Source organism: Cellulosimicrobium sp. So1_17, assembly GCF_055181235.1.
Window position 1 is genome coordinate 3,996,990 of sequence record NZ_CM143702.1, and the last position, 12,024, is coordinate 4,009,013.

A 12,024-nucleotide genomic window follows, 5' to 3' on the forward strand; every position below is an offset into this window, starting at 1 on the left:
TCCGCCGTCCGAGGAACGTGCGGGAGACGTCGGCGATTCCCCGCACGGGTTCGCGCCTCGACCTGCCGTCAGGACCCCCGGGTGTCACGACGCCGCCCGCTGGTCGGTCAGGAGGGTGGCAGGCGGCAGAGCGCCGCGCGCCCGAGAGGAGAACGTCATGAGGATCGTCGTCGTCGGAGGAACGGGGCTCGTCGGGAGCCAGGTCGTCGCACGGCTGCGGGACGCCGGGCACGAGGCGGTGGTCGCCGCGCCGAGCACGGGCGTGGACACGCTGACCGGTGCGGGGGTGGACGAGGCGCTCGCGGGCGCCGACGTCGTGGTGGACGTGTCGAACTCGCCGTCGTTCGCGGACGACGACGTGATGCGGTTCTTCACGACGTCGACGCGCACGCTGCTCGACGCCGAGGCGCGCGCCGGGGTCGGGCACCACGTGATCCTGTCGATCGTCGGCACCGACCGGACGGACGCGGGCTACCTGCGGGCGAAGGTCGCGCAGGAGGACCTCGTCCGCGGGTCGGGACGTGGATGGTCGGTCGTGCGGGCGACGCAGTTCTTCGAGTTCGCGCGGTCCATCGCGGACGGCGCGACCGCGGACGGGGTCGTGCGGATCCCCCCGGTGGCCTTCCAGCCCGTGGCGTCGGCCGACGTCGCCCGCACGGTCGCCGACGTCGCGACGGGAGCGCCGCTCGACGGCCTGGTCGAGCTCGCGGGCCCGGAGCGGCTGCGGTTCGACGAGTTCATCCGGTCGGCGCTCGCGGCTCAGGGGGACGACCGGGAGGTCGTCGCGGACCCTGAGGCCACCTACTTCGGGACGCGGCTGGTCGAGGACTCGATCGTCCCGCAGGGCGAGTCGCTGCGCGGCGGGATCACGTTCGCCCAGCACGCCGCGTGACCGGAGTGCCGCGAAGGGCAGACGCGCGGTGCGTCGCCGTCGTACCGTGACGGCATGACGTCAGGACCGGGCACGGTCGAGCGCCCCGGGGCCCAGGAGGACCCCGGGGCGCTCGACGCGTTCCTCGGGGCGCGCCCCCAGCTCTTCGGCATCGCGTACCGCATGCTCGGCAGCGTCCCCGAGGCGGAGGACGTCGTGCAGGACGCCTGGATCCGCTGGCAGGGCACGGACCGCGAGGTGGTGCGCAACCCGACCGCGTTCCTCACCACGACGGTCACGCGCCTGGCGATCAACGCGGCGACGTCGGCCCGGGCTCGCCGCGAGACGTACGTGGGGCCGTGGCTCCCCGAGCCCGTCGACACGTCCGACGACCCCGCGCTCGGCGCGGAGCGCGCCGAGGCCCTGGAGATCGCGACCCTCGTGCTCCTCGAGCGGCTCACGCCCGTGGAGCGCGCGGTCTACGTGCTGCGCGAGGCGTTCGGGTACCCGTACCGCCGCGTCGCCGAGATCCTCGACATGACCGAGGCGAACGCCCGCCAGCTCGCACGCCGCTCGCGCGAGCGGCTCGGCCGCCGCGAGGCCGTCCCGGTGGATCCCGGCGAGCACCGCCGCCTCCTCGACGAGTTCGTCGCGGCCGCGCACGACGGCGACCTCTCACGCTTCGAGCGGTTCCTCGCCGACGACGTGGTCGCCCGCCCCGACGGCGGCGGGAAGGTGAACGCGTCGCGCGTCGAGCTCCACGGCGTCGCCCGCGTGTCCCTGTTCTTCGACAACGTGTGGCGCAAGTACTGGGCCGACGCCGACGTGCGCGTCGTCGAGGCCAACGGGCTGCCCGCGCTGCTCGTGCGGATCGAGGACGCGCCGTTCGCGCTCGTGTCCCTCGAGGTCACGTCCCGCGGGATCGAGCACGTCTTCGTCCAGGTCAACCCCGACAAGCTCGGCGGATTCGCGGCTGCGGCCTGACCGACCAGGTCCGGTCGTGGACGTGCCGTGCACGTCCTTCGGCGACGGCGCGCCACCGTCAACGCTCGGTGTCGTCGGGCTCCGCGAGGAGCGCGGGCTCGCCGTCGGGGCCGAGCGGGGCCACGAGGACCAGCTCCTCGGCCTCGGGATCGACCCAGCGCTGGTAGCCGGGCCCGGTGTGCGCGGTCTCGAAGCGCACGGCGATACGCCCGTCGTCGCCGACCCGCACGACCCAGCCCCGACCGTCCGCCTCGGTCTGCACGTCCAGCCCGGGCGCGACGACGGCCGCCGTCGCGCGCACCGGCCCGGCCGGGACCGGTGGGGGCGGCGGTCCGGCGGCGTCCGGCACGGGCTGCTCGTCGGCGACCACCACGTCGTCGCCGAGGGGCAGCATGAGCTGCGCGTGCTCGGACAGGGCGTGGAACGAGGTGCCGAGCAGCCGCACGGGCTCGGTGACGTCCGCGAGCGCCAGTGCGCGGTGCGCCGCGGACCGCAGCGCGCCCTCGTCCGACGTCGGGCGCGGCAGCGTCACCGACCGGGTCAGCGTCGTGAACGACGAGAGGCGGACCTTGACCACGACGGTGCGCGCCGCGACGGCGTGCCGCTCCAGGCGGGCGAGCGCGGAGTCGACGACGCGGTCCAGCGCCCCGCTGATCGCGGCACGTCCGTGCAGGTCGGCGTCGAACGTGTGCTCCGCGCCGGCGGACTTGCGCTCGCGCACCGTCGTCACCGGACGGTCGTCCCAGCCGCGCGCGATCCGGTACAGGTTCGTGCCGCCGGACTCCCCGCCGATCGCGACGAGGGTGTCGAGCGGTTGTCGCCGCAGGTCGGCCACGGTGCGCACGCCGAGCTCGTCGAGGCGCGCCGCGGAGACCGGGCCGACACCCGACAGGGCCCGGACCGGCATCGCGAGCAGGAAGTCATCCTCGTCGTCCGGGTCCACGACCCGCACCCCGCCGGGCTTGGCGTCCTCCGACGCGAGCTTCGCGACGAGTTTCGACCGGCCGAGCCCGATCGAGACCGACAGCCCGCTCAGCCCGCGTGCCCGCTCCCGGATCCTCAGTGCGAGCTCCGCGAGATCCGTGCCCGGCCCGGCCGCGGCGTCGAGGTCCGCGAACGCCTCGTCGATGCTGACTGGTTCCACCAGCTCCGTGACCTCGCGCAGCGCCGCCATGATCCGGTCGGAGTAGGCCGCGTACGCGGCGAACCGCGGCACGACGACCACCGTGGACGACGGGCAGAGCCGGCGCGCCAGCTCCATCGGCATCGCCGAGCGCGCGCCGAACCGGCGCGCCTCGTACGACGCCGTCGCGACGACGCTGCGCGGACCGACCCCGCCGACGAGCACGGGGCGATCACGCAGCGACGGGCGCTGGTGCTGCTCGACGCTCGCGAAGAACGCGTCGGCGTCCAGGTGCGCGACCGTGGCGCGGGCGCGCAGCACGGGAGCGAGCGGCACGCGGGCGAGGTTCACCGCACCACTGTGCCGTGTCCCTCCGACACCCGGATGAGAGCGTCCTCCCGCCCGGTCTCGACGACGGCGTTCGTCTCGGTCCTTGGAGCCTCCGCCGACCCGCTCGGCGCGGCGGCCACGAACGCGGCGCGAGGCCGCTGCACCGAGGTGAGCGAGACGACGTCGCGCCCGAACAGTCCCGCCGTGAGCCACACGGCCAGCACGCGGACCTTGCGCTCCCACGTGGGGATCGCGAGGACGTGGTAGCCCCGGTGCATGAGCCAGGCCAACGGGCCGCGCACCACGAGCCGTCGGTACTGGAAGATGCCGGAGCCGAGGCCGAGCGTCGCCACGACGCCGAGGCTGCCGTGCACGTAGGGGCGGGTGGCCCGCCCGCGGCGGGCGGCGACGAGGTTGCGCGCGAGGCGCCGGCCCTGCCGGACCGCGTGCTGCGCGTTCGGCACGGTGAGCGCGCCCGGGCGCGGCACGGCGAGGTCGGGCACGGCGGCGCCGTCGCCCGCGGACCACGCGTCGTCGACCGGCGCGTCGTCCGTGCCCACCCGCAGGTCGGGGCGCACCACGACGTAGCCGCGCGCGTCGACGGGCAGGTCGGTGTGCGTCGCGACGACGGGGTTCGCCGCGTTGCCCGCGGTCCACACGAGCAGGCCGGAGGGGAACGACTCACCGGTCGAGAGCGTCACGACGCCGCCCTCGGCGGACTCGAGCCCCGACCCGAGGTGCACGTGCGCGCCGCGCCGCTCGAGCTGCCGCACGACCCAGCGGCCCGGGCGCTCGGTCACCTCCGGCAGGATCCGCGTGTTGCGCTCGACGAGGTGGAAGTGCAGCTCCGACGCGTCGATCTCGGGGTAGACGCGCAGCAGGTCGTGCGCGAGCGACAGGAGCTCGGCGAACCCCTCGACGCCGGAGAAGCCGCCGCCGACGAACGTCGCGGTGAGCAGCCGCTCCCGCTCCGGCCCGGCGGGCATGCTCGCGGCGCGGTCGAAGGACGTGAGGAGCTGGTCGCGGATCGCGACGGCCTCCTCGACGTGCTTCATGCCGATCGCGTGCTCGCCGACGCCGGGGACGGGGAAGACGCGGGTCACGGCGCCGGCCGTGACGACGACCGTGTCGTAGGCGAGCGCGTACTCCTCGCCCGACGGTGGCCGGACGCGCACGACGCGGTGCGCGTGGTCGACGCGCGTCACCGACCCGTCGACGAGCCGCGTGCGGCGCAGGTGGCTCCGGTGGGCCACGGCCGCGTGCCGCGCCTCGACGGACCCGGCGAGCACCTCCGGGAGGAACGGCTGGTAGGTCATGTAGGGACGAGGGTCGACCAGGACGAGCTCGACGTCGCCGCGGCGCAGCTCGCGCCGCAGGTGCTTCTCGAGCTCTCGGGCCGCCGTGAACCCGGCGTAGCCCCCGCCGACGATGACGATGCGTTCCATGACCGCCTCCTGTGCGTCGCGCCCTCTGCGCGCTCTCACCCCCTCGACCACGCAGCACGGGCTTTCGTGACGCTCTGCGGACATGGCGTACGTCACGCCCCGGGCCACCATCCGAGACGTCCGTGCCGGCCTGCCGAACGTCGCGGGCCTCGTCTACGTCGGCGCGTTCGCGCCCGACACGGGCGAGAGCGCGTTCGAGCTCTCGGCGAAGTTCCCCGGGAGCACGCTCGGTGACGCCGTCGTGCCCACGCCGCTGTCGGACGGGGGTGCCGAGCTCACGATCCGCCAGGACCTGTTCCACCAGCAGTTCGTCGCCGACGTCGACGAGGCGACGGCCGCGCTCATGGCGGTGGCCCAGAGGCCCGTCACCGCGGCGGCGCTGAACGAGCCCCTCGCGGCCGAGCCGGCGTGGCGGACCGTCCCGTCGTGGTTCGTCCACGGTGCCGAGGACCGGAACATCCCGGCCGAGGTGCTGCGGTTCGTGGCCGAGCGAGCCGGTTCGCGCGGCACGACCGAGGTGCCCGGCGCATCGCACGCGCTCGGGGTCTCGCAGCCCGACGCCGTCGCACAGGTCGTGCTCGACGCCGTCCGCGCCGTGGGCGAGGCCGCTGCCTGAGGCTGCTCGTGCCCGGGAACGACTGCGGGCCTGGTTCCGTCCGAGGACGGCACCAGGCCCGCAGCGTCGTGAGAGGTCAGGCGTGGCTGCGCTTGGTGAGCGCGCCGTACACGCCGAGCGTGATGAGCGAACCGAGGATGGCGAGGAGCCAGGTCCGGAAGTCGCCGAGGTCGCCGAGGCTCGTGCCGAAGAGCACGGAGCCGAGCCATCCGCCGAGGAGGGCGCCGAGGATCCCCAGGAGGATCGTGATGATCAGCGAGCTGGTCTGCTTGCCAGGAAGGACGAAGCGCGCGATGAGTCCGGCGATGAGCCCGAGCACGATGTAGGCGAGCCAACCCATGGTAAATCTCCGTTTCGTCGGATCTGTGAGTTTTCCCCCTGCGACCGTGAACTCTGGCAGAGGTCGTGCGACCTCGCACGTCGAAACGTCCGACGGTGCCGTCGCGCCTAGACTGACGGCCGTGGCCACCGACTCTCCGTCCGCCGTCCCCACGCCCTACGAGGACCTCCTGCGTGACGTCCTGGAGAACGGGACGCCCAAGGGTGACCGGACGGGGACCGGCACGCGGAGCGTGTTCGGCCGGCAGATCCGCTTCGACCTCTCGCAGGGCTTCCCGCTGATCACCACCAAGCGCGTGCACCTGAAGTCGATCGCGTACGAGCTGCTGTGGTTCCTGCGCGGCGACTCGAACGTGCGCTGGCTGCAGGAGCAGGGCGTGACGATCTGGGACGAGTGGGCCGACGCCGACGGCGAGCTGGGGCCTGTCTACGGCGTCCAGTGGCGCTCGTGGCCGACGCCGGACGGCCGTCACGTCGACCAGGTCGCGCAGGTGATCGAGCAGATCCGGAGCAACCCCGACTCGCGGCGGCACATCGTCTCGGCGTGGAACGTGGCCGAGCTCTCGACCATGGCCCTACCGCCCTGCCACGCGTTCTTCCAGTTCTACGTCGCCGACGGCCGGCTCTCGTGCCAGCTCTACCAGCGCTCGGCCGACCTGTTCCTCGGCGTGCCGTTCAACATCGCGTCGTACGCCCTGCTCGTCCACATGGTCGCGGCGCAGACCGGCCTCGAGGTCGGCGACTTCGTGTGGACCGGCGGCGACGTGCACATCTACGACAACCACGTCGAGCAGGTGCGCGAGCAGCTCACGCGCGACCCGTACCCGTACCCGACGCTGCGCCTCGCGCCCCGCGACTCGATCGACGCGTACGAGTACGAGGACATCGAGGTCGTCGGGTACCAGCACCACCCGACGATCAAGGCCCCGATCGCGGTCTGATGCTCGGTCTGATCTGGGCCCAGGCGCGCGACGCCGCCGGGCGGCCCGTCATCGGCGCGGGCGGCACCATGCCGTGGCACCTGCCGGAGGACCTCGCGCACTTCAAGCGCGTCACGTCGGGCCACCCGGTGGTCATGGGGCGGCGCACCTGGGAGTCGCTCCCGCCCCGGTTCCGGCCGCTCCCGGGCCGGACGAACGTCGTCGTCACGCGCCAGGACGGCTGGGCACCGGACGACGCGGTGGCCGACGGCGGGCAGTCGCTCGGAGCGGTCGGCGCGCCGGTGCGCGTGGCCGGGTCGGTGGACGACGCCCTCGCCGTGGCGCGCGCCGCCGCCGGCGCGGACGGCGAGGTGTGGGTCATGGGTGGCGCCCAGCTCTACGCGGCGACGATCGAGCAGGCCGACCGGTGCGTCGTCACCGAGATCGACGCGGCCGTCGAGGGAGACACGTTCGCCCCGCCCGTGCCGGCGGGATGGCGCGTGGAAGCGGGGGAGTGGGCGACGTCGTCCACGGGTCTGCGCTACCGCATGGTCGTGCACGACCGCGGCTGACCTCGGCCGACGGCGAACCGTCGGCGGCCTGAGGGGAACGGCGCACACGCGCGCAACTATGTTGACGCGCTATCTAGTCTGACCTACGGTCTAGTGGTGAGCGAGGACGCGGAGTGGCCCAGCGAGTGGCTGCGCGGCGTCCTCGCGGTGTGCGTGCTGCGCGTGCTCGCCGACGGTCCGACCTACGGGTACGCGATAGCGGCGACGCTCGCCGACCGCGGGCTCGGGCCCGTCAAGGGCGGCACGCTCTACCCCCTGCTCAAGCGGCTCGAGGACGCGGGGTGGGTCATCACCGAGTGGCGCGCGGGCGACGGCGGGCCAGGGCGGAAGTACTACGCGATGACCGAGGCGGGGCGCGACGAGCTCCGGCGCTCCGCCGCGCTCTGGGGCGCGTTCGCCACCGTGACATCGACGATCGTCGCCGACGGCGCCTCGCGCCCGTCGCGGACCGAGGAGGAGCTCGTATGAGCAGCACGACCCGCGACCGTCGTCGCGCCAGACGGTACGCCCTGGAGCGGGAGCTGGCCCCGCACGTCGACCCGGCCTGGACCGAGGCGGTGCTGCTCGAGCTGCGCATCCAGGGGGTCGCCGGTGAGCTGATCGGCGAGGTGCTGGGCGAGGTGGACTCGCACTGCGCCGAGAGCGGTGAGGACGCGCGGGAGGCGTTCGGCGACCCGATCGCCTACGCGCGCGAGCTCGGACTGCCGCCGAGCCCCGCGCAGCGTCCCGCCGCGACCGTGCGGGGCGTGCTGCCCACCCTGGCGCAGCTCGCGGGAATGTTCCTGACGCTCTGGTCCGTCCCCGGTCTGACGTCTTCGGGCGTCGTCGAGATCACCGTCGGCCAGGCGCTCGCGGCCGTGGTCGCCGCGACGGCCCTCCTGCTGTTCGCGGGGCGGCCCGAGCCGGTGCTCCGGGGGATCGTCCGCCGCCCGGTCCTGGGGACGCTCGCGTTCGGGGCGGCGTCCGCGGCGCTCGTCGTCCCGCTCCTGCTGCTGCAGCGCACGCTCGTCGTGCTGCCCGCCACGGTGACGGTCGCCGCCGGGCTGACGCTCCTGGTCCTCGGCGTGGTGGTCGAGCTGGCTCGGGCACGGCGACCCGACGACGCCGACCCCGTCGTGGCGCCGCTCCAGGACGAGGGGGCCGTGGCGCGGCGTCGGCGCGTCGACGGGCGCGTGCGTCTGCTCGGCGTGCTGCTCGTGCCCGCGTGGACGGTCGTCGTCGGGCTGCTCCTGTGGTGGCTCGCCGGCTGACACCTCGCCTCCCGGCCAGTCCTCCGCGATCCGGTGCCGGGGTCTCAGAGGGCGGTCGGCTCGATCGGGTCCAGGCGCGGCGGCGGGACGGGGTGCGGTTCCTCGAGCGTCTCGACGTCGGCGTCCTGCGGCGCGGTGAGGCGCTCGACCGCTCCGTCGAGGTTGGCGGCGATCGCGGCGACGAGGCCGTCGGCGTCGCGCGCCTCGAGCCGCTCGACGATGTCCGCGTGCGACGCCGCGGAGTCGCGGCGCACCGCGTACTCGTCGCTCACGGTGAAGCTCGCGACGCGGACCTCGACGATGAGCGTCGTCATCCAGCGCAGGAGCCACGGGTTGCCGGCCGCCGCGACGAGCGTCCAGTGCAGCGTGAGGTCGGCGTCGCCGATGCGCCGCGCGTCCTCGGAACGTCCGGCCTCCACGAGCGCGTCGTAGGCCCCACGGACCGCCGCGACCTCGGCGTCCGACGCACGGGCGACGGCGAGGCGCGCGGCCGTCGTCTCGACCGTCGCCCGCGCCGCGTAGAGGGCGGGGATGCGCTCGCGACCGATGGTCACCACGCTCAGCCCGCGCCCGGGCGTCGCGGTGAGCAGGCCTTCCTGCACGAGGCGCTGGGCGGCCTCGCGGAACGGGCCGCGGCTCACGCCGAGCTGGCCCGCGATCTCGACCTCACGGATGGGGGAGCCGACGCGCAGGGCGCCGGAGTAGATCGCGTCGCGGAGCTCGCGGACGATGAGGTCGACCGTCGACGGGCGCGTCACCGGTGAGAGGAACGGCGCGTTGCCGAGCGGCGCGCGCGAGGCGGGGCTCATCGGCTCTCCTTCGCTGAGGTCGTGCGGTGGTGGGCCCGCCGGGCCGAGTGTGCGTGCAGGACGGTCGAGGTCACGATCCGGTATCACATCATCCCCTGTCGGAGGCCGGAGCGCGGCCCGTGGTCGAGCGGCCGACGCGCGTGCGGCGCGGCGGTCGTGGAACAAGCGTCCGTGCAGGTCAGCGATGCTCTCGACCCCTGTGGAGCGGACGCCTCCGACGTCCGCCACGAGGCGGAGTCACCGAGTTGTCGTCCGATTGTAGACAATCCGACGGTAGGACGAGCAGATTGTCGAATGGTCGACATCGCGTTAGCGTGTTCGATCGTCCAGCCACCCACGACCGTCCGCCGCGACACGCGTCGACGGGCACGAAGGGAACCATGACTTCCACGCGATCCACCGCGACCCGACGCCGCGCGCTCCTCTCCGCGAGCGCCGTCGGCCTCCTTGCCGTCACCACCGCCTGCTCGAGCGTCGACTCCGGGGGCGGGGGCGGCGCCGGCGGCGGGACCACGGAGGGCGGCAGCGGCACCCTCGCGGAGCTCCAGGAGAGCGGGACCATCACGGTCGGCTTCGCCGGCGAGGAGCCCTACAGCTTCCAGGACGACGGCGGTGAGCTCACCGGTGCCGCCGTCGCGCTCAACGAGGCGATCTACGGCGAGCTCGGCATCGACACGGTCGAGGGCACGCTCACCGAGTGGAACTCGCTCATCCCCGGCCTGAACGCCGACCGCTTCGACTCGATCAGCGCGGGCATGTCGATCCTGCCGGACCGCTGCGAGCAGGCCGCGTTCAGCGAGCCCGAGATCATGTACACGACGGCGTTCCTCGTGCCCGAGGGCAACCCCGACGGCCTCGACGACTGGCAGTCCGCGGTCGACGCCGGCGTCACCCTCGCGGTGATGGGCGGCGCCATCGAGGCCGGCTACGCCGAGGACACCGGTGTGGAGACGATCCAGGTGGGCAGCCCGCAGGACGGGCTCGACGCCGTCGTCGCCGGTCGTGCGGACGCGTTCGCACTCACCGGGATCTCGCTGCGCGCCCTCGCGGAGCGGTCCGACGCCGCGGTCGAGGCGACCGAGGCCTTCGTCGCCGTCATCGACGGCGTGCCGCAGATCGGCGCCGGTGCCACCGTGTTCCGCCAGGCCGACACCGAGCTGCTCGACGCCTACAACGAGAAGCTGGCGGAGATCGTCTCCGACCCGCAGCAGTACGAGGACGTCCTCGGCCCGTTCGGGTTCACCGAGGCGGAGCGTCCCGTCGACGGTCTGACCGCCGAGATGCTCTGCGAGGGCGACCTCGAGGCGATCGCCGACGAGCTCGGCCCGGAGCTGGGTCAGGACTCCTGACCCCATGTCCGACGACCTCCAGACACTTCTCAACAGGCTCCCGCAGCTCGGGGAGAGTGTCCTCGTCACCCTGCAGCTGACGGTCGGCGGCGCGGTCCTCGCGATGGTCGTCGCCCTGCTGCTCGGGTTCGGCTCGCGCACCCGCACCCTGTGGGTGCGCGGGCCCTCCCGGGTGGTCGTGGAGTTCTTCCGCGGGACGTCGCTCGTCGTCCAGTTCTTCTGGCTCTTCTTCGTGCTCCCGGTGTTCGGGTTCAAGATGGAGTCGCTGGCCGTCGGGATCGTCGCGCTCGGCCTCAACTACGGCGCGTACGGCGCCGAGGTCGTCCGGGGCTCGATCAACTCCGTGCCGGTCGGCCAGTGGGAGGCGTCCACGGCGCTCAACCTGGGCCCGCTCCACCGCGTCCGGCGCGTGATCTTCCCGCAGGCGTGGGCCCTGATGATCCCGATGCTCACCAACCTGCTGATCCAACTCCTCAAGGGCTCGGCGCTGGCGACCTACATCTTCCTCCACGACGTGAACTTCTTCACCGACCAGCTGCGCAACACCACGCAGGACACCGTGTTCTCCTACTCGGTCGGCCTGCTCGTGTACTTCGCGATCGCCTACCTGCTGACGCTCGGCATGAACGCGCTCGAGGTGCGCGCGAAGAACCGGCTCGGGGCCGGCCCGAGCCTGCGCGAGGTGCTGCGGCTGGCACCGGTCCCCACGACGGCGAAGGCAGGTGCGGCATGAGCGACATCTGGAGCTGGGAGCGCGCCTGGGACGTGCTGCCCGCCCTCCTCGAGGGCTTCAAGATCACCCTGGTCGCGACGGTCGTCGGCATGGCGATCGCCTCCGTGCTCGGTCTGCTCGTCGCCCTCGTGCGGCGGTCCGGGTCGCGGTGGGTGACGGTGCCCGTCGGTGTCGTCGTCGAGTTCATCCGGTCGACGCCGCTGCTCGTGCAGCTCGTGTTCGCCGCACTGCTGCTGCCCACGGTGCCGACGCTCGCCATCGGGTGCACGGTGCTCGGCATCCACTACGCCACGTACATGTCCGAGGTCTACCGCGCGGGCATCGACGCGGTGCCGCGCGGCCAGTGGGAGGCCGCGACCGCGCTCAACCTCCCGCGCGGCCGGACCTGGCGTGCGGTCGTGCTGCCGCAGGCGATCCGCAAGACGCTGCCCGGGCTCGGCAACTACGCGATCTCCATGTTCAAGGAGACGCCGTTCCTGTTCGCCATCTACGTGGTCGAGATGTTCGCGGCAGCGCAGAACTACGGAGCCAACACGTTCTCCTACATCGAGCCGCTCACCCTGGTCGGCCTGATCTTCCTGGCGGCGAGCTACCCGACCTCGCTCCTCGTACGACGGATGGAGAGGCGCCTTGCCTGACGTGATCGATCCTGTGACCGAACCTGTGCCCGACCCCCTGCCCGA

14 protein-coding genes are annotated in these 12,024 nt (G+C 73.4%); 10 read left to right on the top strand and 4 right to left on the bottom strand.

Annotated elements, in window-relative coordinates; all coding sequences use genetic code 11:
- Positions 1–157: 157 nt before the first annotated feature.
- Both ACZCLJ_RS17645 and sigJ read left to right on the top strand, forming a co-directional pair.
- Positions 158–892 carry an SDR family oxidoreductase gene (locus tag ACZCLJ_RS17645; protein WP_463104690.1) on the top strand — a complete coding sequence of 245 codons (735 nt, stop codon included), beginning with the start codon at positions 158–160 and terminating at the stop codon, positions 890–892.
- 54 nt (positions 893–946) lie between these two features.
- Positions 947–1,855, top strand: coding sequence for an RNA polymerase sigma factor SigJ (sigJ, locus tag ACZCLJ_RS17650; protein WP_463104691.1), 909 nt, complete (start codon positions 947–949; stop codon positions 1,853–1,855).
- A gap of 58 nt (positions 1,856–1,913) precedes the next feature.
- On the opposite strand, the gene ACZCLJ_RS17655 is transcribed toward sigJ, so the two are convergent.
- Entirely contained in the window at positions 1,914–3,329 is a 1,416-nt protein-coding gene (locus tag ACZCLJ_RS17655) for a DNA polymerase IV (RefSeq protein WP_463104692.1), read from the bottom strand.
- Positions 3,326–4,753 carry an NAD(P)/FAD-dependent oxidoreductase gene (locus ACZCLJ_RS17660; RefSeq protein WP_463104693.1) on the bottom strand — a complete coding sequence of 476 codons (1,428 nt, stop codon included), beginning with the start codon at positions 4,751–4,753 and terminating at the stop codon, positions 3,326–3,328. The genes ACZCLJ_RS17655 and ACZCLJ_RS17660 overlap by 4 nt, the downstream gene beginning before the upstream one ends.
- Positions 4,754–4,835: 82 nt before the next feature.
- Between ACZCLJ_RS17660 and ACZCLJ_RS17665 the strand changes: the two genes are divergently transcribed.
- Positions 4,836–5,369 (top strand): alpha/beta fold hydrolase, encoded by a 534-nt coding sequence (locus ACZCLJ_RS17665; protein WP_463104694.1) that lies wholly within the window; start codon positions 4,836–4,838, stop codon positions 5,367–5,369.
- A gap of 76 nt (positions 5,370–5,445) precedes the next feature.
- Here ACZCLJ_RS17665 and ACZCLJ_RS17670 read toward each other — a convergent pair whose 3' ends face one another.
- Positions 5,446–5,709 carry a GlsB/YeaQ/YmgE family stress response membrane protein gene (locus tag ACZCLJ_RS17670; RefSeq protein WP_251150233.1) on the bottom strand — a complete coding sequence of 88 codons (264 nt, stop codon included), beginning with the start codon at positions 5,707–5,709 and terminating at the stop codon, positions 5,446–5,448.
- A 121-nt stretch (positions 5,710–5,830) separates the two neighbouring features.
- On the opposite strand from ACZCLJ_RS17670, the gene ACZCLJ_RS17675 reads away from it, so the two are divergent.
- The 4 genes from ACZCLJ_RS17675 (at position 5,831) to ACZCLJ_RS17690 (ending at position 8,450) form a co-directional block, all read left to right on the top strand.
- Complete coding sequence (locus tag ACZCLJ_RS17675) at positions 5,831–6,649, top strand: thymidylate synthase (RefSeq protein WP_463104695.1); 819 nt, start codon at positions 5,831–5,833, stop codon at positions 6,647–6,649.
- Positions 6,649–7,200, top strand: coding sequence for a dihydrofolate reductase (locus tag ACZCLJ_RS17680; RefSeq protein ID WP_463104696.1), 552 nt, complete (start codon positions 6,649–6,651; stop codon positions 7,198–7,200). The genes ACZCLJ_RS17675 and ACZCLJ_RS17680 overlap by 1 nt, the downstream gene beginning before the upstream one ends.
- Before the next feature lie 96 nt (positions 7,201–7,296).
- The gene (locus tag ACZCLJ_RS17685; protein WP_463104697.1) at positions 7,297–7,668 is read left to right on the top strand and encodes a PadR family transcriptional regulator; all 372 of its coding nucleotides are present in this window, start codon (positions 7,297–7,299) and stop codon (positions 7,666–7,668) included.
- Entirely contained in the window at positions 7,665–8,450 is a 786-nt protein-coding gene (locus tag ACZCLJ_RS17690) for a hypothetical protein (RefSeq protein WP_463104698.1), read from the top strand. Before ACZCLJ_RS17685 ends, ACZCLJ_RS17690 begins: the two co-directional genes overlap by 4 nt.
- A gap of 44 nt (positions 8,451–8,494) precedes the next feature.
- On the opposite strand, the gene ACZCLJ_RS17695 is transcribed toward ACZCLJ_RS17690, so the two are convergent.
- A complete protein-coding gene (locus ACZCLJ_RS17695; RefSeq protein ID WP_463104699.1) occupies positions 8,495–9,259 on the bottom strand; it encodes a GntR family transcriptional regulator in 765 nt (254 codons plus the stop codon).
- 380 nt (positions 9,260–9,639) lie between these two features.
- On the opposite strand from ACZCLJ_RS17695, the gene ACZCLJ_RS17700 reads away from it, so the two are divergent.
- The 3 genes from ACZCLJ_RS17700 to ehuD are packed head-to-tail and all read left to right on the top strand — an operon-like array spanning position 9,640 to position 11,979.
- Positions 9,640–10,608 carry a transporter substrate-binding domain-containing protein gene (locus ACZCLJ_RS17700; protein WP_463104700.1) on the top strand — a complete coding sequence of 323 codons (969 nt, stop codon included), beginning with the start codon at positions 9,640–9,642 and terminating at the stop codon, positions 10,606–10,608.
- A gap of 4 nt (positions 10,609–10,612) precedes the next feature.
- On the top strand, positions 10,613–11,341 hold the full coding sequence (ehuC, locus tag ACZCLJ_RS17705; RefSeq protein WP_463104701.1) for an ectoine/hydroxyectoine ABC transporter permease subunit EhuC: 729 nt from the start codon (positions 10,613–10,615) through the stop codon (positions 11,339–11,341).
- On the top strand, positions 11,338–11,979 hold the full coding sequence (gene ehuD / locus ACZCLJ_RS17710) for an ectoine/hydroxyectoine ABC transporter permease subunit EhuD (protein WP_251150240.1): 642 nt from the start codon (positions 11,338–11,340) through the stop codon (positions 11,977–11,979). The genes ehuC and ehuD overlap by 4 nt, the downstream gene beginning before the upstream one ends.
- Positions 11,980–12,024 lie beyond the last annotated feature (45 nt).

What these genes read in the sequence shown, in the direction of transcription:
- ACZCLJ_RS17645 (WP_463104690.1), top strand. Translation starts at nt 158, where the DNA reads ATGAGGATCGTCGTCGTCGGAGGAACGGGGCTCGTCGGGAGCCAGGTC.
- sigJ (WP_463104691.1), top strand. Translation starts at nt 947, where the DNA reads ATGACGTCAGGACCGGGCACGGTCGAGCGCCCCGGGGCCCAGGAGGAC.
- ACZCLJ_RS17660 (WP_463104693.1), bottom strand. Translation starts at nt 4,753, where the DNA reads ATGGAACGCATCGTCATCGTCGGCGGGGGCTACGCCGGGTTCACGGCG.
- ACZCLJ_RS17665 (WP_463104694.1), top strand. Translation starts at nt 4,836, where the DNA reads ATGGCGTACGTCACGCCCCGGGCCACCATCCGAGACGTCCGTGCCGGC.
- ACZCLJ_RS17670 (WP_251150233.1), bottom strand. Translation starts at nt 5,709, where the DNA reads ATGGGTTGGCTCGCCTACATCGTGCTCGGGCTCATCGCCGGACTCATC.
- ACZCLJ_RS17680 (WP_463104696.1), top strand. Translation starts at nt 6,649, where the DNA reads ATGCTCGGTCTGATCTGGGCCCAGGCGCGCGACGCCGCCGGGCGGCCC.
- ACZCLJ_RS17690 (WP_463104698.1), top strand. Translation starts at nt 7,665, where the DNA reads ATGAGCAGCACGACCCGCGACCGTCGTCGCGCCAGACGGTACGCCCTG.
- ACZCLJ_RS17695 (WP_463104699.1), bottom strand. Translation starts at nt 9,259, where the DNA reads ATGAGCCCCGCCTCGCGCGCGCCGCTCGGCAACGCGCCGTTCCTCTCA.
- ACZCLJ_RS17700 (WP_463104700.1), top strand. Translation starts at nt 9,640, where the DNA reads ATGACTTCCACGCGATCCACCGCGACCCGACGCCGCGCGCTCCTCTCC.
- ehuC (WP_463104701.1), top strand. Translation starts at nt 10,613, where the DNA reads ATGTCCGACGACCTCCAGACACTTCTCAACAGGCTCCCGCAGCTCGGG.
- ehuD (WP_251150240.1), top strand. Translation starts at nt 11,338, where the DNA reads ATGAGCGACATCTGGAGCTGGGAGCGCGCCTGGGACGTGCTGCCCGCC.